General features: G+C 44.5%; 27 protein-coding genes. 21 read left to right on the forward strand and 6 right to left on the reverse strand.

Annotated elements, in window-relative coordinates; genetic code table 11:
- Positions 1-41: 41 nt before the first annotated feature.
- Positions 42-755, forward strand: coding sequence for a pirin family protein (locus ACESPU_RS19195; RefSeq protein ID WP_122370075.1), 714 nt, complete (start codon positions 42-44; stop codon positions 753-755).
- Between the two features lie 75 nt (positions 756-830).
- On the opposite strand, the gene ACESPU_RS19200 is transcribed toward ACESPU_RS19195, so the two are convergent.
- Positions 831-2,123: a M64 family metallopeptidase gene (locus ACESPU_RS19200; RefSeq protein WP_005865635.1), complete on the reverse strand. Its 1,293-nt coding sequence runs from the start codon at positions 2,121-2,123 to the stop codon at positions 831-833.
- A gap of 109 nt (positions 2,124-2,232) precedes the next feature.
- Between ACESPU_RS19200 and ACESPU_RS19205 the strand changes: the two genes are divergently transcribed.
- Complete coding sequence (locus ACESPU_RS19205; protein WP_005865637.1) at positions 2,233-2,715, forward strand: pyridoxamine 5'-phosphate oxidase family protein; 483 nt, start codon at positions 2,233-2,235, stop codon at positions 2,713-2,715.
- 34 nt (positions 2,716-2,749) lie between these two features.
- On the opposite strand, the gene ACESPU_RS19210 is transcribed toward ACESPU_RS19205, so the two are convergent.
- Complete coding sequence (locus tag ACESPU_RS19210; protein ID WP_008774437.1) at positions 2,750-3,382, reverse strand: peroxiredoxin; 633 nt, start codon at positions 3,380-3,382, stop codon at positions 2,750-2,752.
- 172 nt (positions 3,383-3,554) lie between these two features.
- Between ACESPU_RS19210 and ACESPU_RS19215 the strand changes: the two genes are divergently transcribed.
- The 5 genes from ACESPU_RS19215 (at position 3,555) to ACESPU_RS19235 (ending at position 9,338) form a co-directional block, all read left to right on the forward strand.
- Positions 3,555-5,423, forward strand: coding sequence for a HAMP domain-containing sensor histidine kinase (locus ACESPU_RS19215; RefSeq protein WP_122370076.1), 1,869 nt, complete (start codon positions 3,555-3,557; stop codon positions 5,421-5,423).
- Between the two features lie 170 nt (positions 5,424-5,593).
- Positions 5,594-6,820, forward strand: coding sequence for a glycine betaine/L-proline ABC transporter ATP-binding protein (locus ACESPU_RS19220; RefSeq protein ID WP_008781005.1), 1,227 nt, complete (start codon positions 5,594-5,596; stop codon positions 6,818-6,820).
- Entirely contained in the window at positions 6,817-7,650 is an 834-nt protein-coding gene (locus ACESPU_RS19225; RefSeq protein ID WP_005865644.1) for a proline/glycine betaine ABC transporter permease, read from the forward strand. The genes ACESPU_RS19220 and ACESPU_RS19225 overlap by 4 nt, the downstream gene beginning before the upstream one ends.
- 28 nt (positions 7,651-7,678) lie before the next feature.
- The gene (locus ACESPU_RS19230; RefSeq protein WP_005855279.1) at positions 7,679-8,572 is read left to right on the forward strand and encodes a glycine betaine ABC transporter substrate-binding protein; all 894 of its coding nucleotides are present in this window, start codon (positions 7,679-7,681) and stop codon (positions 8,570-8,572) included.
- Positions 8,559-9,338: a GDSL-type esterase/lipase family protein gene (locus ACESPU_RS19235; RefSeq protein WP_121962498.1), complete on the forward strand. Its 780-nt coding sequence runs from the start codon at positions 8,559-8,561 to the stop codon at positions 9,336-9,338. The genes ACESPU_RS19230 and ACESPU_RS19235 overlap by 14 nt, the downstream gene beginning before the upstream one ends.
- An 82-nt stretch (positions 9,339-9,420) precedes the next feature.
- Here the strand turns inward: ACESPU_RS19235 and ACESPU_RS19240 are convergent, their stop codons facing one another.
- Positions 9,421-9,903 (reverse strand): ferritin, encoded by a 483-nt coding sequence (locus ACESPU_RS19240; RefSeq protein WP_005865648.1) that lies wholly within the window; start codon positions 9,901-9,903, stop codon positions 9,421-9,423.
- 87 nt (positions 9,904-9,990) lie between these two features.
- Positions 9,991-10,419: an Hsp20/alpha crystallin family protein gene (locus ACESPU_RS19245; protein WP_005855288.1), complete on the reverse strand. Its 429-nt coding sequence runs from the start codon at positions 10,417-10,419 to the stop codon at positions 9,991-9,993.
- Between the two features lie 348 nt (positions 10,420-10,767).
- On the opposite strand from ACESPU_RS19245, the gene ACESPU_RS19250 reads away from it, so the two are divergent.
- From ACESPU_RS19250 to ACESPU_RS19275, 6 genes are all read left to right on the forward strand, one after another.
- Positions 10,768-12,231 carry a DUF4153 domain-containing protein gene (locus ACESPU_RS19250; RefSeq protein ID WP_057326819.1) on the forward strand — a complete coding sequence of 488 codons (1,464 nt, stop codon included), beginning with the start codon at positions 10,768-10,770 and terminating at the stop codon, positions 12,229-12,231.
- Positions 12,232-12,237: 6 nt separating this feature from the next.
- Complete coding sequence (locus ACESPU_RS19255; protein WP_287621233.1) at positions 12,238-12,864, forward strand: NUDIX hydrolase; 627 nt, start codon at positions 12,238-12,240, stop codon at positions 12,862-12,864.
- 43 nt (positions 12,865-12,907) lie between these two features.
- The gene (locus ACESPU_RS19260) at positions 12,908-13,258 is read left to right on the forward strand and encodes an L-rhamnose mutarotase (protein ID WP_005865653.1); all 351 of its coding nucleotides are present in this window, start codon (positions 12,908-12,910) and stop codon (positions 13,256-13,258) included.
- Between the two features lie 8 nt (positions 13,259-13,266).
- Positions 13,267-14,490: a sugar MFS transporter gene (locus ACESPU_RS19265; protein ID WP_373133599.1), complete on the forward strand. Its 1,224-nt coding sequence runs from the start codon at positions 13,267-13,269 to the stop codon at positions 14,488-14,490.
- A gap of 153 nt (positions 14,491-14,643) precedes the next feature.
- Positions 14,644-15,192, forward strand: coding sequence for a hypothetical protein (locus ACESPU_RS19270; protein ID WP_146375915.1), 549 nt, complete (start codon positions 14,644-14,646; stop codon positions 15,190-15,192).
- A gap of 1 nt (position 15,193) precedes the next feature.
- Positions 15,194-15,745, forward strand: coding sequence for an MshD (locus ACESPU_RS19275; protein WP_122370082.1), 552 nt, complete (start codon positions 15,194-15,196; stop codon positions 15,743-15,745).
- A gap of 54 nt (positions 15,746-15,799) precedes the next feature.
- Here ACESPU_RS19275 and ACESPU_RS19280 read toward each other — a convergent pair whose 3' ends face one another.
- A complete protein-coding gene (locus ACESPU_RS19280; protein WP_011965889.1) occupies positions 15,800-16,633 on the reverse strand; it encodes an OmpA family protein in 834 nt (277 codons plus the stop codon).
- Positions 16,634-16,734: 101 nt separating this feature from the next.
- On the opposite strand from ACESPU_RS19280, the gene nrfH reads away from it, so the two are divergent.
- The 8 genes from nrfH (at position 16,735) to ACESPU_RS19320 (ending at position 26,094) form a co-directional block, all read left to right on the forward strand.
- Positions 16,735-17,325 (forward strand): cytochrome c nitrite reductase small subunit, encoded by a 591-nt coding sequence (gene nrfH, locus ACESPU_RS19285; RefSeq protein WP_373133600.1) that lies wholly within the window; start codon positions 16,735-16,737, stop codon positions 17,323-17,325.
- An 18-nt stretch (positions 17,326-17,343) separates the two neighbouring features.
- Positions 17,344-18,828 carry an ammonia-forming cytochrome c nitrite reductase gene (nrfA, locus tag ACESPU_RS19290; protein ID WP_005865667.1) on the forward strand — a complete coding sequence of 495 codons (1,485 nt, stop codon included), beginning with the start codon at positions 17,344-17,346 and terminating at the stop codon, positions 18,826-18,828.
- Between the two features lie 2 nt (positions 18,829-18,830).
- On the forward strand, positions 18,831-20,021 hold the full coding sequence (locus ACESPU_RS19295; protein WP_121962506.1) for a cytochrome c biogenesis protein ResB: 1,191 nt from the start codon (positions 18,831-18,833) through the stop codon (positions 20,019-20,021).
- Position 20,022: 1 nt separating this feature from the next.
- The gene (gene ccsA, locus ACESPU_RS19300; protein ID WP_087345704.1) at positions 20,023-20,817 is read left to right on the forward strand and encodes a cytochrome c biogenesis protein CcsA; all 795 of its coding nucleotides are present in this window, start codon (positions 20,023-20,025) and stop codon (positions 20,815-20,817) included.
- Positions 20,818-20,833: 16 nt separating this feature from the next.
- Complete coding sequence (locus ACESPU_RS19305; protein ID WP_373133601.1) at positions 20,834-22,126, forward strand: alginate export family protein; 1,293 nt, start codon at positions 20,834-20,836, stop codon at positions 22,124-22,126.
- A 59-nt stretch (positions 22,127-22,185) separates the two neighbouring features.
- Complete coding sequence (locus ACESPU_RS19310) at positions 22,186-22,851, forward strand: Crp/Fnr family transcriptional regulator (protein WP_034532394.1); 666 nt, start codon at positions 22,186-22,188, stop codon at positions 22,849-22,851.
- Between the two features lie 58 nt (positions 22,852-22,909).
- Positions 22,910-24,250 carry a sigma-54 dependent transcriptional regulator gene (locus ACESPU_RS19315; RefSeq protein ID WP_009018647.1) on the forward strand — a complete coding sequence of 447 codons (1,341 nt, stop codon included), beginning with the start codon at positions 22,910-22,912 and terminating at the stop codon, positions 24,248-24,250.
- A gap of 128 nt (positions 24,251-24,378) precedes the next feature.
- Positions 24,379-26,094, forward strand: coding sequence for an ATP-binding protein (locus ACESPU_RS19320; protein WP_122370090.1), 1,716 nt, complete (start codon positions 24,379-24,381; stop codon positions 26,092-26,094).
- Positions 26,095-26,114: 20 nt separating this feature from the next.
- On the opposite strand, the gene ACESPU_RS19325 is transcribed toward ACESPU_RS19320, so the two are convergent.
- Positions 26,115-26,951, reverse strand: a complete 837-nt coding sequence (locus ACESPU_RS19325; RefSeq protein WP_009276823.1) for a head GIN domain-containing protein — start codon at positions 26,949-26,951, stop codon at positions 26,115-26,117.
- Positions 26,952-26,978 lie beyond the last annotated feature (27 nt).

Consider the following 26,978-nt stretch of genomic DNA (forward strand, 5'->3'; position numbering starts at 1 on the left):
TATGGATTTGTTATTAATGTAGATTTAAAAAGGAGGAAAATATGAGAGTTGTAGTTGATAAGGCTCAATCCAGAGGGTATGCGAATCACGGTTGGTTGAAAACACATCACACGTTTAGTTTTGCTAATTATTACAATCCGGAAAGGGTTCATTTCGGGATGCTACGTGTATTGAATGATGATTCCGTGGCGCCGGGTGAGGGATTCGATATGCATCCACATAAGAATATGGAGGTTATCTCCATCCCGTTAAAGGGATATTTACGCCATGGGGATAGCATAAAGAATAGCGAGGTGATTACGCCGGGAGATATTCAGGTGATGAGCGCCGGTACCGGTATCGTGCATAGTGAGTTCAACGACAGCGGTAATGAACAATTGGAGTTCTTGCAAATATGGGTATTTCCCCGTGAGGAGAATACCAAGCCTCATTATGCCAGTTATGACGTGCGTCCGGTTACTTCGGAAAAGAATAAGTTGTCCTTGATCATCGCTCCGGATGGTAGCGCTCCTGCGTCGATCAACCAAGACGCTTGGTTCTCTTTAGGAAACCTAGATGCCGGTCAAGTAAAGGAGTATAAGCTACATAGTGAAAATAATGGGGTTTATTTATTCGTGATCGACGGAGAGGTGGAGGTAAGTAATACGATCCTGTCTAAGCGTGACGGGGCCGGATTCTGGGAAACCAATAGCATTACGATAGAAGTCTTGAAGCACGCTAAAGTTCTTTTGATAGAAGTTCCGATGATGAAATAAATGTTGATAGGTTAGTGCTGGCGGGTATCTTAATAGTTGATGTAACAAAGCTATTAGGGTACCCGCTCTTTCCTTTTAATGTTTTATCGGTTTATCCGTGAAGTAATCGATCATCTGTAAGATCGCCCGGCTACAAGCTGGACAGAATGGAGCGTAATCACGCATCATACAGTGATCCATCGGGCGATAAATGCCTTTAGCGATGTAACCGCCTCCCTCGAATACGCCTGCCTTATCCTTATGGGCGTCATCTAATGGGGTAGGTATCGGTGTATTAGTCGGTAGAAGATCTTTCCATTTAGCATCGAAGTTAACCAAGGTCGTGATGTTCGGTTCCCAAGGCTCGTACTTCAAATTATAAAAATCTTGATAAGCGACCTCGGAACTGAAGTATTCATCGGCTAGGCCGGCGAAACTATGTCCGAACTCGTGAACGAATACGACTGGGGTACGTGGGTTATCGGCGGTTCCCATGGCATAAAAATTATACATACCGCCACCACCGTAAGCGTCCGTGTTTACCAAGATGAAGATTGCGTCGCAAGGAGCGTTCCATACGGCGTCACGTATAGACTTCATATCCGGGGTGGTTAAATAGCGATCTACCCCAAACGTATAATAACCGGAATTCAATGCGGTATTCTTGAATATACCTTTACCGGATACATCTGTTCCCGATTCTTCCGAAACGGCATCTACCGCCCAGACATTGAAATCTTCCCGGCGAGTGTCATAAGGCGGGGTCTTAAACAATGCCTCCGTAAAACGTTTGGCATCAGCTACAAATTTCTCTTGCTCGTCCGCCGTATAACCTTCCGCTAAGAATACGAGGTCTACTTTCCCGGAGGAATCCCCGTTATATTGGATTTTTGTGATCCGGTTTTCCTTGAGTTTCCCCCGGTCAATAAAAATACTGGCCGGATCAATCTCTTGTTTCAATAAAGGATGGAACTGCATGTCGGCCTTGTCTCTTGCCGTAATCTCAATGATGACAGGAGCTTTCGGATAGGGGATAGAGATGCTATTTGTCCAAGATTGTGTCTCGGTCTTCGCTTGCTCCGTACTTCTCCATTCTTCGAATAACGTATTGAATCCTCGTGAGTAGATCAACTCTTTACCGGCTTTATCATATACATTAATATAATACCCTCCATAACCAAACGGATCGATCAAGTTTTTGACCGGCCCCGCCCAGACAGGTTCTTCCCGGAGTTGTTGTATAGCGGCGGCTTGGAAATCCCAATTTCCACTCAATGCGAAATCAATCCGGAGACTTTTCTTCGTGAAGTGTTTTTCAAAATTAGTTTGTGCCAGACAAGTGAAACTGTAAAGAATGGCGAATAATAATAAGGTTATTCTTGCTCTCATAGATCTATAATATTTATCATGTGTCAACTTTATGACGCAAATGTATATTATTTTTTTTTAGATTTGCCACGATTAGTGTATTATACTCGTTTATAAATAAATTAGACCTATGTTTAGAGAGATCAGACGAAAAGACCGGATTTTGGATAATGAGTTGGCAATTCGTTTATTGGAGGAGGCGGAATATGGTTTTTTGGCCATGTCGGGGATAAATGGGTATGGGTATGGAATCCCGATCAATTATGTAAAGGAAGGGGATTCTATTTATTTCCATTGCGCTCCGGAAGGGTATAAGCTGGAATGTCTACGAGAAAACCCGAAAGTGAGTTTCACGGTAGTTGGCGCTACACAAATCGTTCCGGGAAAATTCACGACAGGTTACGAGAGCACTATCGCTTTTGGAGAGATGCATTTGGATTTGCCGGAAGAAGAGCGTCGGTATGCCTTGCGGCTACTCGTGAATAAATATTCATCGGCGTTTAAGGAGATCGGCGAAAAGTATATTGAGAAATCTTTTTACCGGACTAATATCTTACGTCTAGATATCTCGCATATCTCGGGAAAGTGTAAACGATTGTCTCAATTAGTATAAAAAAAGGGGGCCTAACCCCCTTTCCTGCAATATATCAATGATGGCTTAAATAATTAGAGACTCCTGCGTTTGTCGCTTTCATGGCGTCTTTTCCTTTGGACCAATTTGCCGGGCAAACCTCGCCATATTCTTCGAAGTGCTGTAAGGCGTCGACCATACGGAGAGCCTCGTCTACGTTACGGCCTAATGGTAAATCGTTGATTACATAATGACGGATCAAGCCCTCTTTGTCAATCAGGAACAGACCCCGGTAAGCGACCGGATTTCCTCTGGAGATAAGTTCTCCACTTTCGTTCGTAATATAATCAGCGGCCAATACGCCAAAGTTTTCAGAGATGGTTTTGGAAAAATCGGATACGAGTGGATAAGTCACCCCATGGATACCTCCTTTATTCTTATCTTGGTTTAACCATGCGAAATGAGAAAATTGAGAATCGACGGAGCAACCAACCACCGCTACGTTACGTCTTTCGAATTCCTGTAACTTTTGTTGGAAGGCATGTAATTCTGTCGGGCAAACGAATGTAAAGTCCATCGGATAGAAAAACATGACTACATACTTCTTGCCTACATATTGTTCCAAAGAGAAATCCTCGATGATCTCATTGCCATTCACTACTGCCGGAGCGTGGAATTCCGGTGCCTTTTTACCTATTAATGCTTTCATATTATAATTAATTTGTTTGTTAAGTAACAAGCGTAAGTGAAGGTTTGTTGTTGCTTTTTAGTAAAGAGACTGATTTTCTTGTGAAATAGACCTAAAGTTTATGCTTTAAAATTTCTCTGATTTTCAAAGATTTTATTTCTTTGTAACTTATTGATGTTAATAAAGAAAGTATATGGAGGTTTCCGAGGTAAAACAGCGTTTGCTGACAGATTTTTTTACATATTATCCCATGGGAGGTGCTCTGTATGATAAAAACGGTGCGCTAATTGATATAAATAAGTCCTTAAACGAGAAATTTCCTTTTACGAATGAAGCGGACTTCTTATTAAATAATCTTTTTCGTACAGATTTGTTGACCGATCTTCAAAAACAATATCTGCGTGGGGGAAGCGTGGTTTCCGGTTCTTTGCCTGTACCGTATTCTATCATCCCCTCAATGAATGAGAATAGAGAGATTCTTGGATATACCTTATTATTAACGGGTAATCCGGCGGTCGGGCAGGAGGCAGCCGGTTATGACCGGGAATTGAAGGAATTGACGGACATGTCGCAAAAGATGGCGGAAGCGGTTCCTGATACGATCCTTTTGGTAAACAAGCAATTGATCGTAGAGCGGATTATCGCTTATGCTGTGGAGACTTGTATAACGCCGGAGTCGATCAATCGGCGTATCGATGATCTTCCGGGTTTCATTTATCCGGATGAGACTAAGCGTCGTGTGGCCACGATCGTGCAAAGTTGCTTGAATAAGTCGGAGATCATGAATTTAGATTTATCGATTCCGGGACATAACGCTCCGGTCGTTTATTTTAAACTACGGTTGGTACCTGCACATGACCGGTATGTGATTATTTATATACGGAATGTATCGGAGCTCGTTGAGCAGGAGAAAGCGAATGAGGCGTTAAGCAGTAAGTTGTCCGAAAGTCGGATGATGATGGAGCTTGCTTTGCAGAATAGCAAGATTACGACTTATTCTTTTAATTTCAGCCGATTTAAGTCTTGCGATAAAGTACATTGTAACCGTTGTTTCCAGTTTTATGGCACGACCAATAGTTTATTGAAACGTAATCAGTTCATCTGTCAGGCTTTGCCGCAACTTCGTCACCCGGACGATTCTGGCGACTTTTTCTATCTATTCAATACGATCCGTACGAATAAATTGGATGAATATAAAATAGATTTTCGTCTAAAGAACGATGATAACACCTATCGGATCTATGAGGTGATCGGTAAGACGCATGAAAAGGATGAAAATGGTTTCCCGAATTTGATTGTTGGCTGTATGATCGATGATCAAGAACGATTGGAGTTTGAGGAAGACTTGATCTTAGCCAAGGAAAAAGCGGAGGAGGCGGATATGCTTAAGTCGACTTTCTTAGCGAATATGACCCATGAGATCCGTACACCGTTGAACGCTATTGTCGGTTTCTCTGATTTGTTAGGAGTGGAGGAGGATTCGGAATTGCGCCAAAATTATATTAGTTTAATCAAGATGAACAATGATTTACTTTTAAGTATAGTAAATGATGTTTTGGATATTTCCAGAATCGAGTCTGATATGATGACGTTTACTTATATGGATGTTTATTTACCTTCCTTTATGAAAGATCTATATAACTCCATACAATTACGTAGACCGGAAGGGGTGGAAATGACCTTGGATGCATGTCCCGATATCATATTTAATATAGATCGAAATCGATTATGGCAAATCTGCATGAATTTATTGACGAATGCGGTTAAGCATACTAAAAAAGGTCGTATTTGGTTTGGGTATACGCTTGAGGCTGAGGAGAAAATGATTAAGTTTTATGTTTCGGATACAGGTTGTGGCATTCCCAAGGATGAATTGGATAATATCTTTGCTCGGTTCGTGCAATTAAGCGATTTTGAGCAAGGAGTCGGATTGGGATTAGCAATTTGTAAAGGTCTGGTATTAAAAATGGGCGGTAATATTTCAGTGATGTCCGAAGAAGGATTTGGTTCTACATTTATTTTCACTTTACCTATGAAAAGACCCAATAGTTGGAAAAACTAGTGAACAATACTCTTTGAAATTCGGTTGTCTATATAAGAGATGATTTAGGTTGTAGTCAATTTCCATAATAAGCATTAACTTATATATGCTTTTGGTTTATGTTTTGCCATAAGAAATTCTGGACTTATGGCCTAATCTTTTTGTATCATACCAGTAATCAAAGATTTTATATGACGAAAATAGAAATAAAGAATTTATCTATTCTTTTCGGCCCGGAGAAAATGCGTGCGAAAAGAATGCTAGTAGCGGGAAAAAGTAAACAAAACATTTTGAAAGAAACGGGTTGCACGGTAGCTGTACGTAATGCGAACCTAAAGATTGAGGAAGGGGAGTTATTTGTGATAATGGGACTTTCCGGAAGTGGAAAATCTACGCTGTTACGTTGTATTAACCGATTGAACGAGCCCTCTTTGGGAGAAGTCTTTATCAACGGAAAAAACATAACGACTTCCTCGGATAAAGAATTATTGGATATACGGCGTAAGGAAATGGCTATGGTTTTCCAGCATTTTGGATTGCTGCCCCATCGCACGGTATTGAGTAATATCGCTTTTGGCTTGGAGTTACAAGGGGTTCCTAAAAAAGAAAGAGACCAGAAAGCTGTGGAAAGTGTAGCCCTAGTAGGGTTAAAAGGATACGAGAACCAGAAGGTTAGCGAGTTGTCTGGAGGTATGCAGCAACGTGTCGGATTGGCCCGTGCGATCGCAAATGATCCCGAGGTGCTCTTGATGGATGAGGCTTTTTCTGCCTTAGACCCATTGATCCGTGTACAGATGCAGGATGAGCTATTGAAACTACAAGAGAAGATGCAAAAAACGATCATCTTTATTACGCATGATCTTGACGAGGCGATTAAGTTGGGGGATCGTATCGCCATTATGAAAGACGGGGAGGTCGTGCAAGTAGGTACCCCTGAGGAGATCTTGACAGATCCGGCCAATCATTATGTCTCTAGATTTACGGAAAATGTAGATCGTGGACGTATCGTTACAGCCTCATCGATAATGATAACCCAGCCGGTTGTCGCTCGTATCCGTAAAGATGGCCCGGAGACCGTGTTGAGGAAAATGAAAGAGAAAAACTTATATGTATTGCCGGTTGTGGATGGAAATAGGCAATTTCTGGGCGAGGTTCGTTTGAAAGATGTCTTGGCTCTTCGGAAAGCGGGGAATCATGATCTCTCGTCGATTGTGATGAAAGAGGTTCCTTCGGTTCTGGAAAACACGACGGTTGAGGATATGCTTCCTTTGTTACCGGAGATCCGGCAGGCCTTACCGGTCGTTAATGAGGCCAACCAATTGGCTGGCTTGGTTTCTACTTCATCGATTATAATCGAGATGACGGGGAAGGATAAAGAGGAAATAGATCAAATTGTTCAAAATGCGATAGAATTATGATAAATATAGGAAAATATATAGAGATTGCCATTAATTGGCTGACTGAGCATTTCGCTCGTTTTTTTGATGTGATAAATGATGGGGTCGGAGGATTTATCGATGCTTTTCAAGATGGGCTGACTTGGATTCCGTTTTATGTGATGATTTTGGGCTTGGCATTGTTGGCTTGGTTCAAGGCAGGAAAAGGAGTCGGCGTGTTCACGGCATTGGGTCTATTGTTAATTTACGGAATGGGTTTCTGGGTGGAAACGATGCAGACTTTGGCCTTGGTACTGTCTTCTACCATCATCGCCTTGATGATCGGAGTTCCGTTAGGAATTTGGACCGCACGCAGTGATCGGGCGGATAAGATCATCCATCCGGTCTTGGATTTGATGCAAACGATGCCGGCTTTCGTCTACTTGATACCAGCCGTTTTGTTTTTTGGTTTGGGACCGGTACCCGGCGCTTTCGCAACGGTGATTTTCGCCATGCCTCCGGTTGTACGGCTGACCGATCTGGGAATCCGTCAAGTCCCGGCCGATATTGTGGAGGCTACCCGCTCATTTGGCGCTACTTCCTCTCAGTTGCTTTATAAGGTGCAATTGCCATTGGCTTTACCTACGATCATGACGGGAGTGAATCAAACGATCATGCTTTCACTTTCTATGGTAGTTATAGCGGCCATGATCTCGGCAGGAGGATTGGGTGAGATTGTCTTGCGAGGAATTACCCAAATGAAAATAGGTTTAGGTTTCGAAGGAGGTATAGCGGTCGTTATCTTGGCTATTATCTTGGACCGTATTACGCAGGGCTGGGCGAAAGGTAAAGTGAATAAACAAAAGAAATAAGAAACATAGAAAAGAAAGAAATAGATATATGAGACGATTTACGATTATTATTGGATGCTGTATGCTTTTGGTGACCTTACAATTTATTTTCAGTTGTGTGGATAGCAAGGATCGAAAGAAAATATCGATAGCGTACGCTAATTGGGCGGAGGGCATTGCTATGACCAACTTAGCCAAAGTGATATTAGAGGATCAAGGATATCGGGTAACATTAAAAAATGCGGATATCGCCCCGATCTTTACTTCTGTCGCTTCGGGAAAAGCGGATGTGTTCATGGATGCATGGTTACCGGTGACCCATGCGGATTATATGGAACAATACGGGGACCGGCTTGAGACACTCGGAACGGTTTATGAGCATGCGAAATTGGGCTTGGTAGTTCCGGAGTACGTTACCATTCGTTCCATCGAGGATTTGAATGCCCATAAAGATCAATTTAAAGGTGAGATTATAGGGATCGATGCCGGCGCCGGTTTGATGAACTCGGCGGATAAGGCGGTTCAAGATTATTCTTTGGATTTTGATTTGAAATCTTCCAGTGGGGCTACGATGGTTGCTTTCTTGAAGAAATCGATTGATGCGAACGAATGGATCGTGGTTACCGGATGGACCCCTCATTGGATGTTCTCACGTTATCCGTTAAAATTCTTGGAAGACCCGAAAGAGGAATTTGGAGACTCGGAGCATATCGAGGTTATCGCTACGAAAGGATTCTCTGAGAAAGATCCATATGCAGCCTCTTTTTTCAAGAACTTTAAGTTAACCGATGAACAACTGAGCGAATTGATGTATTATATGGAAGACGGGACACGTACGGAATCGCGATCAGCCCGTGCTTGGCTTGAAAAACATCCCGAGATAATCAAATTATTCTTACCTTCGCAGGAGAATCAATTGAATGGGAGCCATGAGACAAATTAAGGGAGTCATATGTATTTTAATAAGTATCGTTATGTGTTGGTCTGCTTCAGCCGCAAACAATAAACGTTATGTGAATATCGTATTTATCGGGAATAGTATCACGTTTGGCGCCGGGTTACCGAAACCTGTCCATGATGCGCCTCCTGTAAAGGCTGCGTTGTTTTTAAGCAAGTGCCCGGAAGTGGCTTCGGTCAAGTATTCCAATAGAGGACAGAGCGGCTGTACTACCGTTGATTATTTGCCGGATACGAATACGCTCTTCCCGTGGGCCGTACGTGCTGCCGATAAATTTAAGGATGAGACTTGGGCGGATTTGGTGTTCTCTATTATGCTGGGGACGAACGATAGCGCGATAGAAGGCACGAACGGCTGCCCGGTAGCGCCCGAGCGGTATTATGAGAACATGAAGACAATTATCAATCGCTTATTAGCTTTATACCCGAATTGCCGTATTGTGGTACATCGTCCTTTATGGTATAGCCCGAATACGTATAATGGAGCTAAATATTTGGAAGAAGGCTTGCGAAGGCTCCAAGATTATTATCCGCAAATACAACGATTAGTCGATTATTATGCGTCTCATTTTCCCGGACAAGTCTTTCTGGGAGATACGAAAGGATTTGATTACTTTAAGGAAAAACATTTAACGGATTTCCAAGCGGAGAAGGGCAACGCCGGAGTGTTCTATCTTCATCCGAATGAGAAAGGAGCGGTCCGGTTAGGCGAATTGTGGAGTGAGGCGATTCGTCAGGCTTTAGGGCTTTGACCTCTATAAAAAAGCCATGCCATCCCAAGAAGACGACATGGCTTTTTAGGCCCATTTATAGGCATGACAAGCAGGTATTCGTTTATCTTTTTCCTAATCGATGATCCATTAATACGGCATGATGTTCTCCGTATAATTTAAGTTTCTCGACAATATTTTTCGCTGTAGCCTCTTCCTCTACCTGCTCTCGGACGAAGCCCCATAGGAAATCTTGTGTCGCCTTGTCTTTCTCTTCGGAAGCGATATCGACAATCTTGTCGATTGATCCGGATACATGCACCTCATGCTCGTAGATATGCTGGAAAATCTCCAACGGCTCTCCCCATGCTGTAGGAACGGAATTAACTACTCCGATCGTCACTTGTCCGCCACGCTTGATTGAGTAATCGATCATTTTATAGGCATGTTCAAGTTCCTCTTGCGATTGTTTTAACGTCCAATGCGCAAAACCATCCAGCCCTATCTGAGTGAAATGTACCGACATGGATAAATATAGGTTGGATGACCACATCTCCATGTTGATTTGCTCGTTGAGAGCATCTGATAATTTTCTGCTTAAAATCATAATGGCTTATTCTATTTTATGTTGTTTATAAATAGAACAAGCCATTATCGGTTTTGTTGAGTTTTTACGAAGGAAAGTGTATCGAGGTTATTTGATCTCGATTACTTTCTCGGCCATTTTAGCCTCTTCCTCAGTTCTTTTCGGTATGCTGATACTCAAGACGCCGTTCTCAACCTTCGCCTCAATCTTGTCTTTCTCTACATTGTCAGGCAAAACCATGGTTTGTTGGAACTTGCTATAAGAGAATTCGCGTCTCAGATAGCGTCCGTCTTTCTTATCCTCATTCTTTTCTTCTTTTTTCTCCATAGATACGACCAAGTTGTTGTTCTCATCGATCTTGATGTTGAAATCATTCTTCGTCATACCGGGAGCGGCTACCTCAACTCGATAATCCTTATCGGATTCTATCACGTTGATGGCTGGAGCTGTAGAGTTTGCTTTTATCATCCAGTCGTTGTCAAATAAATCATTGAATACATACGGTAACCAATTTTGACTTCTTCTCATCGGTGTCATAATACAGTCCTCCAATTATTAGTTAAACATTCTATTTACTATTCTTATTTCTGAACTCGTCCTTTTTAATCTCGAATTCGCTATAGATACTTCAAATGGCATGCCAATCTGATAATGTGTGTGTTAATGCGGATAAAAGAGATTGAATAAGGTTTAACCCACGCATGGGGAACTTATGATTCGGGGGATGCGGGTGCAGGGAATAATATCTTTTAGAAACTGGAATAAAATACAATGAAACGGAAATCTGTAATATTGGCATAATATACGTTATTTTGGCACGATAGAATGACGGGTTGGATAATAACTTTTATCTTTAGACGTTTTTAATAGTAAATCGGTTCGTATATGAGAAAAAAGATAGAGCTGTTTGGACTGCGAATGAAAGCTGCGGTACAGAGCCATCCGGTAGAGGTGTCGCTTTCGGTTTTGGCCTGTGCGATGGGATGTTATGATTATGAAAGCGAGGGTAGTTTTTTCGACATGGTACTACAGTATATGCCAGTTGTTTTCTTGTTTGTTTATACCTTGAACAGGTGTTGCGCGAGGATGAGGAGACGTTTGTTGTATTATTTCTCGGCGTTGTTATGGATTCCTTTTTTAATGATGCCGGTAGAGCGATCTTTCTCTTCTACGCATCTGGTTTCGTTGATCATTGTGATACTCGTTTATTTGGGAAGTGGATGGATGAAAGATAACAAGCGCTTTGTGGAAAATACGCTTTTCTTTGTCCGGTCGCTTTTATATGCGGGCGGGCTTTCGGTGGTTATTTATCTGTTATCCGGATCGATCTATAAGTCAATCCAATATATTTTCGAGATCTGGCAAGATGAGGCAGAAAGAATAATCGCTTATACGGCTTTTATCGTTTTTAGCATCATTTTCCCACTATTGTTCTTGATGTTTAATGAACGAAGGGAGCGATCTTGGCTTCCTTCCAAGAGCAAGCTATTTGATGTTTTGCTAAACTATGTGCTTTCTCCGGCATTGCTTATTTATGCGGTGATCTTGTATCTGTATTTTATTAAGATCGCTGTCCTGTGGTCATTGCCTAAGGGAGCGGTTGCTTCTATAGTGGTAAGTTTTACTGCCGCTGCGTTTATATTAAAAGGATGTCAGGTATTTCTTACCCGGAGGTATTACGATTGGTTTTATGATCATGCCAGCCTTGCCGTGTTTCCGGCGTTGGTGATGTTTTGGATAGGCACGCTTTATCGGATTCGTGAGTATGGGTTTACCGAACCAAGGGTTTATTTAGTTGTCGTGGGGTTGATATTGACCGGGGCTGCCGTTTTATTTTCCGTCAAACGTTGGGCATCTTATTTATACGTAGCCTGTTGGGCGATCCTTTTGCTGGCGAGCGTAACTTATATCCCGGGGATGACGGCCAAAAATATTGAACATATCTCCCAAATGTCTCGAAAAGATGATCCGATGAAGAAGTCTTGGGAGGTGGAGTATATTCATATTTCCTCGGATAAGCCGGTTGATATCCGAGGATATAATACAATGGCGAGTTTACGGAGTTATAAAATGAGCGATGCTGCTCGGTTAGTGGCGGAGAATGATACGATCGCGGTTTACGATGAAGAGGATGTCTTGGTCTATCAAAAATCCTATGATGGTTTTTTGGACGGGCAATTGCGGAAAGTCGGGCTTTCGCAGCTGGCTCCTATCCCAGAGTCCGTCTATCCCGATCTTCTCCGGATCGATATGGATTCATCCGCCATTATTTTGGAGGCGATAGACTTGCGGAGAGATTCCGCCAATCATATTAACTATATCATAGGATCATGTTATCTAAAACAGTAAAATTGTATGTCTAGAAGTAAGGAATTGATTTTATTGGCCCAACGTATCCGGGCCTTGTCTCAGACGGGGTTGGTTTATTCATTAAGCGAGTACGATACGGAACGTTATGAAGAGTTGAGCCGCCTAAGTGATGAAATAACGGCTCTGGCTACCGGATTGAAGCCCGATGATGTGGCGGGTGGTTACCGTCCGGCCCAAGAATACGTAACCCCGAAAGTCGATATCCGTGCGGTTGTCTTTAACGAGAAAGACGAGATTTTGCTGGTCCGTGAGAAAATGGACGGATGTTGGTCGTTGCCCGGCGGATGGAGCGATGTGGGGTATTCCCCGAAAGAGGTAGCGGCGAAAGAGGTGAAAGAGGAGACGGGCTTGGATGTGCTTCCGGTCCGCTTGCTGGCCGTGATGGATATGAGCAAGCATCCGCATCCCGCTATACCTTATTATGTATATAAGTTTTTTATCCTTTGCGAGTTGAAGGGCGGGTCGTTTACCGAGACCTTCGATATCTTGGGGAAAGGCTTCTTTCGATTGGAGGAGTTGCCCCCGTTGTCCTTGGAGCGTGTGCTGCCGGAGCAGATCCAACGGATGTACGCCTATTATAAGCATCCGGGCGAAGATGTTTATCTGGATTAAGGATACTTTTGTACCTTCGCAACTTCATTTTAAAAACAATGTTATGAAAAGATATTGTCAGACCTTGGATCTGAAAGAGGACGAGCAGTTGATAAAAGAGTATTGCTATTGGCATTCGCCGGAACATATCTGGCCGGAGATACCGGAAGGAATCCGTGCGGTAGGGATCTTGAATATGGAGATTTACCGTTTGGGAACCCGGTTGTTCATGATCGTGGAGACGCCCGATGATTTTGATTGGGATGCGTCGTTCGCCCGTTTGGCGACGATGGATAAGCAAGCGGAATGGGAGGACTTCGTGGCGAAGTATCAGAAAGCCGTTCCGGGAAGTTCCTCGTCGGAGAAATGGCAGTTAATGGAATGTATGTTTAAATTGCCGGGCGCGAGTAAATAGACGGAAGGATGGAAAAACAAAAGAAACAGTCGCTGGTGGCCGCCCCGGGAGGGAAATCTTATTTGGTCCCGTTTATCTTGATCACGAGTTTGTTTTTGCTTTGGGGATTCGCCCACGGACTCTTGGATGTGCTGAACAAGCATTTTCAAGGAGTCTTCACGATGACCAAGGCAGAGAGCGGTTTGGTGCAATTCTCTACGTATATCGCTTATTTCTTGATGGCGTTGCCGGCGGGAGCGTTCATGAAACGTTACGGATATAGGAAAGGGATTATCATGGGTTTGCTATTGTTCGCTATCGGTGCTTTCGGGTTTATCCCGGCGGCTTTTTTGCATTCGGCTACGCCTTTCCTGATCGCCTTGTTTGTGATCGCTTGCGGGCTTTGTATCTTGGAGACGGCGGCGAATCCTTATTCTACGATATTGGGGCCGTCCGCTTCCGCCGCCCAACGGCTGAACTTATCCCAGTCTTTTAATGGATTAGGTTGGATATTGGGGCCTTTGGTAGGTGGTTTGTTGATATTCGGGGCACCGGAGGGAGATTCAATGGCGTTGACTAAACCTTATATCTTGGTAGGTGGTATCGTCTTGTTCGTAGCGTTGCTCTTCTTTTTCACGAAGTTGCCGGAAATTAAGCCGGAAGAAGAGAAGGAGGTGACCGCTATTGTCGAGGAGAAACCCGCTGCCTCCATATGGAAACGTAGGCAGTTTGTACGTTCCGTGGTCGCCCAATTCTGTTATTGTGCTGCGCAGACGGGAATCTTCGGGTTCTTTATTAATTACGTGACGGAGATGGACCCGGGTATCAGTAATTTGCGAGCGTCTCGTATTTTGGCATTCGGTGGAATGGCTTTGTTTATGATCGGGCGTTTGAGCGGTAGTTTTACGATGAAGTGGTTGGCTCCGGGCCGCTTGCTGACTTGGTATTCTTTGTTGAGTGCCGTTTGTATGGCTTTGGTGGTGGCTTCCGTAGGTACGCTTTCGCTATACGCTCTTTATTTATCCTTTTTCTTCATGTCCATCATGTTCCCTACGATTTTCGCCTTGGGGCTGGAAGGTATGGGCGTTTATACCAAGAAAGCCTCTTCTTATATCGTGATGGGAGTCGCCGGCGGCGCTTTCAGTCCGATGCTGATGGGATATATCGGCGAGGAGAATATGGCGCTGGGTTTCATCGTCCCGTTGATCGCTTTCTTGTATATCTTGTATTTCGCTATCAAATGTAATCGATAAATTTGGAATGCTGTTTTTTACTTATGGAATCCGGATAATAAACCAGTATGGCTTGTGTATGAAGGCTTGGGTTTCATGGGATAAATGTTACGCTCAAGTAATATCTGCTTATCTATATCGTTTTCATTTTAAATAAAATAAAAGAGAGTGGATATGAATAAAGGTTTGTTTTTGTGTGGGCTATTTATAGCTCTATTTCTGGCTGGTTGTGGGGATGATGAGGTTAAAATCGCTAATCAGATGACTTTATATTCAAGGCCGGATACGATTCATCTGGGGGGTGACTTAGGGATGGATTCCATATTGGTGAAGGGCTTCACGGCTTGTGAGGCGTATGATGCGAAATGGGGAACATTGCCCGGGGATGTTGCGCGAGAGTTTGATATGAATGCCTCTTATCTCTATTTCTCGTATGAGGCAAGGGTGGTTTTATTGGAAGATAGCATTTATGACATAGGTATAGGACACTTTTGGGATGAGAAAGCTGGATTCTCGGAGGATTTGAGTTCGTATGGCTTCGTTATCAGTACGTTTGGCGTGCAAAAGGATAAGAAGCAAGTGCTGGCGTGTACCTATTTAATATATGTAGAGAAGAACTCAGATGGAGAGAAGATCGATCGCTGGCTTCCTGTACGACCGGAGGAGTTGCGGTGGCGTTATCTCCGAATAGAAGACTTTGATCAATTAAAAAATGTAGAATGATATGAGACATTTAATAGTTGTATGTCTAGCTTTTATGATGGGCCTTAATGTGGCTTGCTCACGGGTGGAAGATCTCGGTAAGGATGATTTGCATTCTGAACCGACGATAGAGATCGTAAGTGGTGATACCTTGGATATTGTAGGGTTCACTCTTGCGCATGAGCTGGCTACTAGTGAAGGGCGTTTGCCTTATAACGTAGGGGATGAGTTTGGTTATACGGGTTCTTACACCTATAAGTCCTATGTGGTAAGGACGGAATATACGTATCAGGATGATGGAAATAGTATTTGGGTTTGGGAGGATACATTGAGTTCAATAATAGGTTTTTATCCTTATCTTAGATCTGAGGTATATGATCTTGCGGATGTTCAGTTCCATATCCGGTCGTGCGCTCAAGGGGGATCGGTCTCTGTCGGGGAAAGGACAGATATGTATGATACGGCTCTCCTCCATATCATTCGTTCCGCGAATGGAGAGGATATGGATGTATGGATTCCTTGTAAACCATCGGAATTGAGGTATCGGTGTGTTGTCTATCATTTGGAAGAGTGAACGTTTTAGCCAAGCTCCGGCAGTAGATAATACCCGGAGCTTGACAATACATTATCACTGCAACATCTGCATCAACTTATCCAACTTAGGAGCCATGATGATCTCCGTACGGCGGTTCTTGCTACGTCCATCGGCGGTCTCGTTATCAGCGACCGGCATAAACTCCCCACGACCACAAGGTTGTATCTGTAGCGGATTCACCCCGTAATCCTTGGTAAGGATACGTACTACGGAGGTCGCACGGATCACGCTTAGATCCCAATTATCCTTGAATTGGGCGGTATTGATCGGCTTGCTGTCCGTATGGCCCTCTATATAAACGTCTATATCGTTTTGCTTATTCAACACCTCGGCCAACTTAGCCAACGCTTCCTTGCCTCGTTTATCGACCTTTGCGCTACCCGATTGGAACAGAAGCTTATCCGACATGGCTACATATACTTTACCATTCTTCTCGGTTACGGTCAGCTCATCACTGTTGAAACCCAGCAAAGCGTCTTTCACGCTACTCAACAAATTCTGTACCTTTGCGTTCTGTGCGTTCATCATATCCTGTAGCTCGTTGATGGTACGCTCACGCTCGTCCAGCTCACTCATCTTTTGCTGTAACAAGGCATTCAGCTTGTCCTGCTCACCCATATTGGTATTCAACATGGTCTGGTAATTACGGATATCACGCCCCATTGTGGTCGTATCCCTTATCAAGGCGGCGATCCGGTTGTTGAGCGCGTCGTTATCGTCCTTGCATTTAATCAATTCCTCCTTCAAGGCGTCGCCACGTCCGATCGCCTCCAACCGGCCGTTCTCGGCAAGGAGGTATTTCTTTTTACTCACGCACGAAGAACATAAAAGGAGTGCGGAGACCGAGATAAATAACAATCTTTTCATTTTACGCATAAAATTTCGTGCAATGTAATATTTATTACAATTTCCTACACGCAAGTTTAGGATATTTGTGTCTCATAAACCAATATTAAAGAATCAGCGGTATGAAAATAAGAGAAATAATACAAACGCTGTTCCCGACAAGAACTTGGAAACTAGCCGCTATCATAGCCGGAGGTGTCCTTTGCGGGCTGGGGTCTTATACCTTATATGCTTCCCGGGCGTGGACTTATTTGTCCGACGACCCGGCTACTTGCGTGAATTGCCACATTATGGGCCCTTATTATGCTACATGGAATCATTGCTCGCACAGCCGTAACGCCACTTGCAACGACTGCCATGTGCCGCACGAGAACGCCGTGAAGAAGTGGTTCTTCAAAGGTATGGACGGAATGCGCCACGCCTCGGTATTCATGATGCGAGGGGAACCGCAAGTGATACAGGCGATCGACGAGAGCGCGGAGGTAATCATGAATAACTGTATCCGTTGCCATATGCAATTGAATACGGAATTCGTGAATACCGGAAGGATCGATCATGAGATGGCAATGGCGGGAGAAGGGAAAGCTTGCTGGGATTGCCATCGCGAGGTGCCGCACGGAGGTACGAACAGCCTGTCTTCTACACCGAATGCGTTGGTGCCTTATCCGAAGTCCGTATCGCCGGACTGGTTAAAAGATATGCTAAGTAAATAATAATAAATCAGTATAGTTATGGAAAAGAAATTAAAATCATGGCAAGGTTGGTTGCTGTTTGGAGGAACCATGGTCGTTGTTTTTGTTTTGGGTATGATCGCTGCTTCCGTGAACGAGAGACATGCGGAGGTCACTAGCGTAATGAATAATAAGAAGACGGAGATCACAGGAATCGAGGCTCGCAATGATAAGTTCGAATCGAATTATCCACGTGAGTACCAGACTTGGGAGGCTACGGCGGATACGAGTTTCAAGAGTTTATACAATGGAAATCAGGCGGTCGATGTTCTGGAGGCTCGTCCGGAAATGGTGATCCTTTGGGCTGGTTACGCTTTCTCTAAGGATTATTCTACCCCGAGAGGGCATATGCATGCGATCGAGGATATGCGTAACACGTTGCGTGTAGGCGCTCCGATGACAGAGAACGAGGGGCCGCAACCGGCTACTTGCTGGACTTGCAAAAGCCCGGATGTTCCCCGTATGATGCAAGCGATGGGCGTGGATAATTTCTATAAGGGCAAATGGGCTTCTCTGGGTAAAGAGATCGTGAATCCGATCGGTTGCGCCGATTGCCATGAGCCGGAGAATATGAACCTGCATATCAGTCGCCCGGCTTTGATCGAGGCTTTCCAGCGTCAAGGCAAGGACATCACGAAAGCGACTCAACAAGAGATGCGTTCCTTGGTTTGCGCGCAATGCCACGTGGAATATTATTTCAAGGGCGATGGTAAATACTTGACTTTCCCTTGGGATAAAGGTTCTACGGTTGAGGATATGGAGGCTTATTACGATGAGGCCGGTTTCGCCGATTATACGCATAAGCTAAGCCGTGCTCCGATTTTAAAGGCACAGCATCCGGATTATGAGATCTCCCAGATGGGTATCCATGCGCAGCGGGGTGTATCTTGCGCCGATTGCCATATGCCGTATAAGAGCGAGGGGGGCGTGAAATATAGTGACCACCATATCCAAAGCCCGTTGGCTATGATCGACCGTACGTGTCAGGTTTGCCACCGTGAGAGCGAGGAGACTTTACGCAATAATGTGTACGAGCGTCAGAATAAGGCGAACGAGATGCGTAACCGTTTGGAGACCGAGTTGGCGAAAGCGCATGTAGAGGCGAAGTTCGCATGGGATAAGGGAGCTACCGAGGATCAGATGAAAGATGTATTGAAATTGATCCGTCAGGCACAATGGCGTTGGGATTTCGGCGTGGCTTCTCATGGTGGTGCGTTCCACGCTCCGCAAGAGATTCAAAGGATATTAGGCAATGGATTGGATAAGGCGATGCAGGCTCGTCTGGCTACCGCGAAAGTGTTAGCGAAATTAGGTTATACGGATGATGTTCCGATGCCGGACTTCTCTACGAAAGAAAAGGCTCAGCAATATATCGGTTTGGATATGGCCGCTGAACGTACCGCCAAGGAAAAATTCCTAAATACAATCGTTCCTCAATGGGTGAAAGAGGCGCAAGAAAATAATCGTTTAGCGAAGAACATTTGATTATGTGGAAACAACCTTGGGGATATGCTGAAGGCTGGGTCATCTGTGCCGGTTTACTGATTACGGGATTTGGCTTGCAACTGATCACCGGCCCGGTTCAGGCAGGGTTGTTCCAATATCCGGTGAATGTGGCCGGAGGATTGATTTTTCTGTTGGTTCTATGTATAGGGTTTGTTGTTGGCCGGAAAATCACGGTTGTCCAGTGGTTTTCCGGGTTAACGGCGAGCATTACCTCTTTATCGGCTCTTTTGTCAGTTGTGTTGGTTATGGGATTTGTGGGTCCGGGTATCGAGCGGATTACGATGTCGTGGCCTTTTATCCTGCTGTTTCTCTATTTCTTGTTTGTCTTGGGCTTTGTCACATTGAAGCGTATCGTATCGTTTCGCTGGAGGGATGTTCCGTTTATGCTGAACCATGTCGGTTTATTTATCACGCTGCTGGCGGCGATCTTGGGAAACGGGGATTTACGCCGTTTACGGATGACGGTTCCGCTGGAGAATCCTGAGTGGAGGGCTTCGGACGAGAAGAACGAGATGATAGAACTACCGCTTGCCATCGAGCTTCGTTCGTTTACGATTGATGAATATCCTCCTAAGTTAATGCTAATCGACAATACGACCGGAAAAGTGCTTCCTGAAAAGCAACCCGAGAACATATTGGTGGAGGAAATTCCCTTAGCCGGAAACCTGCAAGGCTGGAAGGTTGAGGTTACCCGTTCACTACCGATGGCGGCTTGCGTGATGGGGCAGGATACGATAAACTTCGTGGAATTTCACTCCGAGGGGGCGACCACCGCTTTATACGTAAAAGCACGTAACGAACTTACCGGACGGCAGAAGGAAGGCTGGGTGAGTTGTGGCAGCTATATCTTTCCATACATATCGCTCCAACTGGATGATGCGGTCAGTATGGTGATGCCGGAACGGGAACCGAGACGCTTTGCCTCGGACGTAATGGTCTATACGAAAGATAAACAGACCAAGGAGGCGTGTATCGAGGTGAATAAGCCACTCTCTATTGCCGGATGGAAAATCTACCAATTGAGTTACGACGAGACGAAAGGTAAATGGAGCCGGATGAGTGTATTTGAGTTGGTGAGAGATCCATGGTTGCCGATCGTTTATACAGGGATCTTAATGATGATAGCCGGGGCGATCGGATTATTCCTATCCGCTCCTGTAAAAAAAGAATAGTATGGATTGGAGTTACTTTATTTATTTCGCCGCTCCGACGTTATTTTGCTGGATAGGTGGGGCATGGTTGGCTTATCGTCCTTCTTTTTCCAAGGGGGCTGTCGCTTGGACCGTGTTTGGCTTGGCTATATTCTCCGCTTTTATCATAGGGATGTGGATCTCGTTGGAGAGGCCGCCCTTGCGCACGATGGGCGAGACTCGTCTATGGTATTCTTTTTTCTTGCCGGTGGCGGGCGTGATCACTTATGTCCGTTGGCGGTATAAATGGATACTTTCCTTTAGTACATTGTTGGCCTTTGTCTTTATCTGTGTCAATCTGTTTAAGCCGGAGATACATAACAAGACCTTGATGCCCGCTTTGCAAAGCCCGTGGTTCGCTCCGCACGTGATAGTCTATATGTTCTCTTACGCCATGCTGGGCGCCGCTGCCCTTATCGCCATTTACCTGCTGATCCGTGCGAGGAGGAAGGGGATTGACGAGGGGATGATGAGTTTATGCGATAACTTGGTATATGTCGGTATGGCCTTTCTCACGATTGGGATGCTGTTCGGCGCTTTATGGGCCAAGGAGGCGTGGGGGCATTATTGGAATTGGGACCCGAAGGAGACATGGGCGGCTGCCACTTGGTTGGGGTACTTGATTTATATCCATTATCGCCTTCACCACCGCTTGCGTTATTCAGCGGCGTTGGGGCTTTTGGTTTTCTCTTTTCTTTTGCTACAGGTGTGTTGGGTTGGCGTGAATTATCTACCCTCCGCGCAAGGATATAGTGTACATACTTATAATATGGAATAATTAAAATCAGAGGTATATGAAAAAACTAGTTGTTTTAGTAGCGGGCTTGCTCTCCGTGCCCCTTTTCGCGCAAGCGGAAGAAACACAAAATACGAAAGAGAACACGTTCTCGATGAAAGTACAGATACGTCCGAGAGCCGAGTACCGGAACGGGGTCTTATTCCCCCGGCCTAAAGATGCCGAGTCCACCGGGTTTATCAATAACCGTGCCCGCCTTTCTTTGGGGTATGAGCGGGATCGTTTGTCTATCGGCTTGTCCGCGCAACATGTTGGAGTATGGGGACAGGATCCTCAGATCGATAAGAATGGCCGTTTTATCTTGAATGAGGCGTGGGCGAAGCTGGATTTCGGATCGGGTTTCTTCGCTAAGTTAGGTCGCCAGTCATTGGTATACGATGACGAGCGTATCATGGGGGCGTTGGATTGGAACGTGGCCGGTCGTTATCATGATGCTTTGAAGCTAGGCTACGAGAACACGAATAATCAACTGCATTTAATTCTCGCATTCAACCAGAATGATGAGAAAACGATCGGAGGAACGTATTACGCTCCGGGTGCGCAACCCTATAAAACGATGCAAACCCTTTGGTATAAGCATCTCTTCGACAAGAGTTTTAACGCATCCTTCTTGTTTATGAACTTAGGGATGGAAGGCGGTGATGCCGAGAAACAAAACTCGGATACAAAATACCTGCAAACCTTAGGAACGAACTTAATCTATACGCCTAGTAACTGGACGATAGGTGGTACTATCTATTATCAATTCGGCAAGACGAAAAGCGGACGGGATGTTTCCGCTTTCTTATGGGCGGTAAACGCCGCTTATCAAATCGATCCGCAATGGAAGATCGGTGTAGGTAGTGATTATCTGAGTGGCTCGGATGGGGCCGACGGGAAATATAAGGCGTTTGATCCTCTGTACGGAACCCATCATAAGTTTTATGGTGCCATGGATTATTTTTACGCCTCCTCTTTTGTCAACGGATTGAATCCGGGTTTATGGGATAATCAGATAAATGTAGCTTATAAACCTTCTTCCAAGGTAAACCTGTCTTTAGCCTATCATTATTTCTCCATCACGGGCGACGTATACGAAGGTAATGATAAATTGAGTAAAGGTTTAGGTTCGGAATTGGATTTCCAAGTGGATTGGGTAATTATGAAAGACGTGAAATTATCCGCGGGATATTCTACGATGTTGGGTACGAATACCATGAAGGCCGTGAAGGGTGGAAATCCGTCTCATTGGCAAGATTGGGGTTGGTTATCAATAAATATTAATCCAACTATATTCGCGACGAAATGGTAACAGTTCTCAAGGAAAAGGGTATATTTGCAGGAGTAAACCTTTTTTCAAAACAAGATACGATGGATATAACCGATATGTTTAAAATCCCGCTTTTTAAGAATTTTACGCTTAAGATGCGGGAAGAGTTTTTGGATAAACTTGAATATACAGTAGAGGAGCATCCAAAAGGAAAAACCATAATTCATCAAGGGACGACTTGTAACGCCCTTCATGTTTTATTGGAGGGAAAATTGAACGTGGATGTTTTGGACGTATCAGGTAACATCGTGCGCGTGGAGACGATACAGGCTCCACGCACGTTCGCTACGCCTCATATCTTTTCCGAGAAAAACCAATTCCCCGCTACTTTTACCGTCGACGAGGATGTGGTATTGCTTAAGGGCACCAAGGAGTCTGTATTTACCTTAATGCATTCTATGCCGTTATTCCTGCATAATTTCCTTTGCGTCAGTACTAGCTGTAATAAATGTACGATGACTCGTTTGAAGGTGCTTTCGTTTCGTGGCATCCGGAACCGCTTTATTTATTACTTATTCGAACATCAGCAAAAGGATTCGAATGTCGTGGAACTAGAACATACCCAAGAGCAGTTAGCAGAGTATTTTGGTGTTACCCGCCCGGCTTTATCGAAGGAAATCGGGAGATTGGTGGATGAGGGATTTATCAGCATTACAAGGAGAAAGGTGACGATTTTAAATAAGACGGCGTTAACATGTATGCTTTAATGCTTTTGGGAAAAAGGTAAAAAGCGTACATTTGTGCCCAAACAAATAACTCCGGTGTATGGGCAAAGTTTTAATTATTGACGACGAGAAGCAGATTTTAGGTTTACTTTCACGCATTATCGGTTTGGAGGGATACGAGGTTTTACAGGCTGCTACTTGTAAGGCGGGGCTGAGGCAGATGGAGCAACATTCGCCGGAGGTGGTATTGTGCGATGTGTTCTTGCCGGATGGTAATGGCGTGGATTTGGTGTCGGACTTAAAGAAACTCCGCCCTCTATCCGAGATCATCCTACTTACCGCGCATGGTAATATTCCGGATGGCGTACAGGCAATCAAGAATGGAGCCTTCGATTATATTACGAAAGGGGATGATAATAATAAGATCATTCCTCTGGTAGCCAAAGCGATGGAGAAAGCTTCTGCCGCTTATCAACAGCAAAAGAAGGAAGCTACGTCCGTCGGGAGGCAATATTCGTTTGATACGATTGTCGGTAAATCACCCGCTATCCAAGCGGCGATAGCGTTGGCTCAGAAAGTCTCGGCTACGGAGGTTCCAGTTCTGTTGACTGGTGAGACCGGTACGGGAAAAGAGGTCTTTGCTCAATCCATCCATCAACATAGTTCCCGGAAAGGGAAGTCTTTTGTCGCTATCAATTGTTCCTCTTTTAGTCGGGATTTATTGGAAAGCGAGATGTTCGGTCATAAAGCGGGGGCTTTTACCGGTGCTTTGAAAGAGACAAAAGGCTTGTTTGAGGAAGCTTCCGGAGGTACGATCTTCTTGGATGAGATCGGGGAAATGGCTTTCGACTTGCAAGCGAAATTGCTCCGTATCCTTGAGACCGGGGAGTTTATCAAGATCGGCGATACGAAACCTACGAAAGTGGATGTACGCATTATTGCCGCTACCAACCGTGATTTAGAGAAAGAGATCGAGCAAGGGCATTTCCGGGAAGATCTATTTTATCGGCTTTCCGTTTTCCAGATCCATCTTCCCGCGCTTCGTGAACGGGTCGAGGATATCCCTCTCCATATAAAAGCCTTTGTTTCTGCTTTTTCCTCCAAGATGGGAAAGAATATCCGAACAATTTCGCCCGAATATATAGATGCCCTGAAAAAACGAGCTTGGAAAGGTAACGTACGTGAGTTGCGTAATGCAATTGAGCGTAGCCTGATTATTGCCGATGGAGATACCTTAACCTTGGATGCTCTCCCTTTGAATATGCAAACCTCCTCTGCGGCGAGTACGGAATCTTATAGCGGTTTTGACCTGAGTGGCGTAGAGAAAATGCATATCCAAAAAGTGCTCAAATACACAAAAGGCAATAAAACCGAAACTTCCCGCCTTCTAGGTATAGGCCTCACTACTCTTTATCGGAAGATTGAGGAGTATGGGCTTTAATCTCATATTCTGCATTATTATGTATACCCGAAAGCATCTTGAAGATATGTAAGGAGAAACGGACATTGCTAAATAGTTTATCTTTGCTGAACGTAAACTTAATAATAATCGCTTAAAATACATCACCTATGAGTCTGAAGATTAAAACAAAACTAAGATACGGAATCGGGCTGCTGTTTGCCATGATCGTTTTGCTGGGAGGTCTATCGGTAAAGAACATCTCCGATATGTCTGCCGACACAAGGAACATATTGGCCGATAATTATAATTCTTTACTCTATTCACGCCGGATGCTGGATGCACTGGAACGAATCGATAGCGATCCTTCGGCTCAAGCCGATTTCGAGAAAAACCTAGGGCTACAGAAAAAGAATATCACGGAGGTCGATGAGAACGTGGCCACCTCACATCTAGTCGCTCAATACGAGCAATTGGCGAAAGAGCGTAATGAGGAGAATATCCGTCGTGTACGTCTCGCCTTAAATCAAGTCATGAGTTTGAATATGGCTTCTATCTACAGGAAAAGCCAAGTGGCGGAGTCTACGTCTCAAAAGGCTTTATTTTGGATTTGGGGGATTGGCCTCTCTTGTATGGTGGTCGCTTTCGCTTTTTTAATACGTTTCCCCCGTTCGATAAATACCCCTATCCGTATGTTGATGGACGGTATCATGGAGATCGCTAACCATAATTACGAGAAACGATTGGATCTCGCTAAATATGATGAATTCGAGGGGGTAGCGAAATCCTTTAACCGGATGGCGGAACGGCTTACGGAATACCGGAAAAGTACGTTGGCGGATATTATTCAAGGAAAGAAATATATAGAGGCTATCGTGAATAGTATCACGGAGCCAATCATAGGCTTGGATCGGGATCGTAAGATTCTTTTCGCCAATAACGAGGCTTTGACGATCTTGAATCTCAAGCGGGAAAACGTGATCGGAAAGTCTGCCTCGGAATTATCCTTACGGAACGATTTGCTTCGCAGGTTAGTTCGGGAACTGATCCAGCCGAGCGAGAAGAAAGAGCCGCTTAAAATTTACGCGGATAATAAGGAAAGTTATTTTCAAGTGCAATATATACCGATCCGTGTGTCGGAGAATGGCGAGGCGGAGGAGTATGTGGGCGACGTGATCTTATTGAAGAACATCACGGAGTTTAAGGAGTTGGATTCCGCTAAGACCACTTTTATCTCGACGATCTCCCATGAATTGAAAACTCCGATATCGGCGATCATGATGAGCCTGAAATTGTTGGAGGATGCCCGTGTGGGAGTCATGAACGACGAGCAAAAAGCACTGGCGGAAAGTATCAAGGAAAGTAGTAATCGATTACTGGAAATTACCAGTGAGCTATTGAAAATGACGCAGGTGGAGACCGGCAAGCTACAATTGAATCCGAAAATCACCAAACCGATCGAATTGATCGAGTATGCGATAAAGGCGAACCAAGTGCAAGCTGATCGCTTCAATTGCCATATAGAGGTGGAATACCCGGAGAAGATTTCCAAGCTTTTCGTGGATAGCGAGAAAATCGCATGGGTCTTGACGAATCTATTATCGAACGCAATTCATTATACCCCGGAGAATGGCCGTATCATAATCGGTGCCCGCCAGCAAGATCATAGCGTGGAGATCTATGTGCAAGATTTCGGTAAGGGCATTGATCCCCGATATCATCAAAGTATATTCGATCGCTATTTCCGTGTGCCGGGAACGAAGGTACAAGGAAGTGGTCTAGGGCTGGCTATCAGTAAAGACTTCGTGGAAGCTCATGGAGGAACACTTTCTGTTGATAGCGCGGTTGGAAAAGGAAGTACTTTTGTTATAAAATTCAACGTATAAGAGGGTAAAAAAAGAGGGTGTTAATTACCCTCTTTTATAATATCGCTTCCTCCGGAAGTGGATGTATCCGATCTTGCCGAACCTTTGTAATGTACATCACTACCTCCGCTTGCCGAAGCCTTGATATAATCGGTTACGTGCGTATAAATATCGGAGCCACCACTGGCGGAACATTCCAACTGGTTTAAGATAAGATCATAAGCCTTGATATCCGAGCCACCTGAGGCGGAATATTCGCCGTTCTCCGCTTTTCCCGTAAGCTTGAGATCGCTACCTCCGCTGGCACGGCCTCGTATTATTCGGGTAGTAAGATCGTTGATGATAATATCGCTACCGCTGGTCGCTTCAATTATGCAATTAGATACGTTGACCGGTTTCTCCATTTTCACGTCGCTACCCCTTGTCGCTATAATTTCCAGATCATCTCCGGATAAAGCGCTTCTCAGGACAAAATCCATACAACCGGACATCTGGATTTTTTCCAGCTTCTTGGAAGTGCCCTCTATTTTAAATCGGGTAGGGCTTAATTGTGTACCATTCTCTGTGGAGATTGAAAGTTCTTCATTTTTTACTTGAACGTTTATATAAGGATATAAATTCTCGTCGATCGTGATTCGTAAGGACGCTGATTCTCCTTGCGTATACCCGAAAACGTACGACGGATTTCCTCCACGACTGAATAGGCTGAACCAACTGTCGCTATACCCCATGGCGGTTGAGCCGACTTTTATCGCTGAATAGTCTCTGACGGAGATTTCTTTCGTGATAATATCCCCATTCCCTTTTACTTTCTTCGCCTCGATAGGCATCACGCAAAAAGCGATCAACGCAAATAAGGCCATCATTCTTGTTCTCATATGAAGTGTAATTAATTTATACTCTTT

The sequence above is a fragment of the Parabacteroides sp. 20_3 genome, from assembly GCF_964238835.1.
GTDB lineage: Bacteria > Bacteroidota > Bacteroidia > Bacteroidales > Tannerellaceae > Parabacteroides > Parabacteroides distasonis.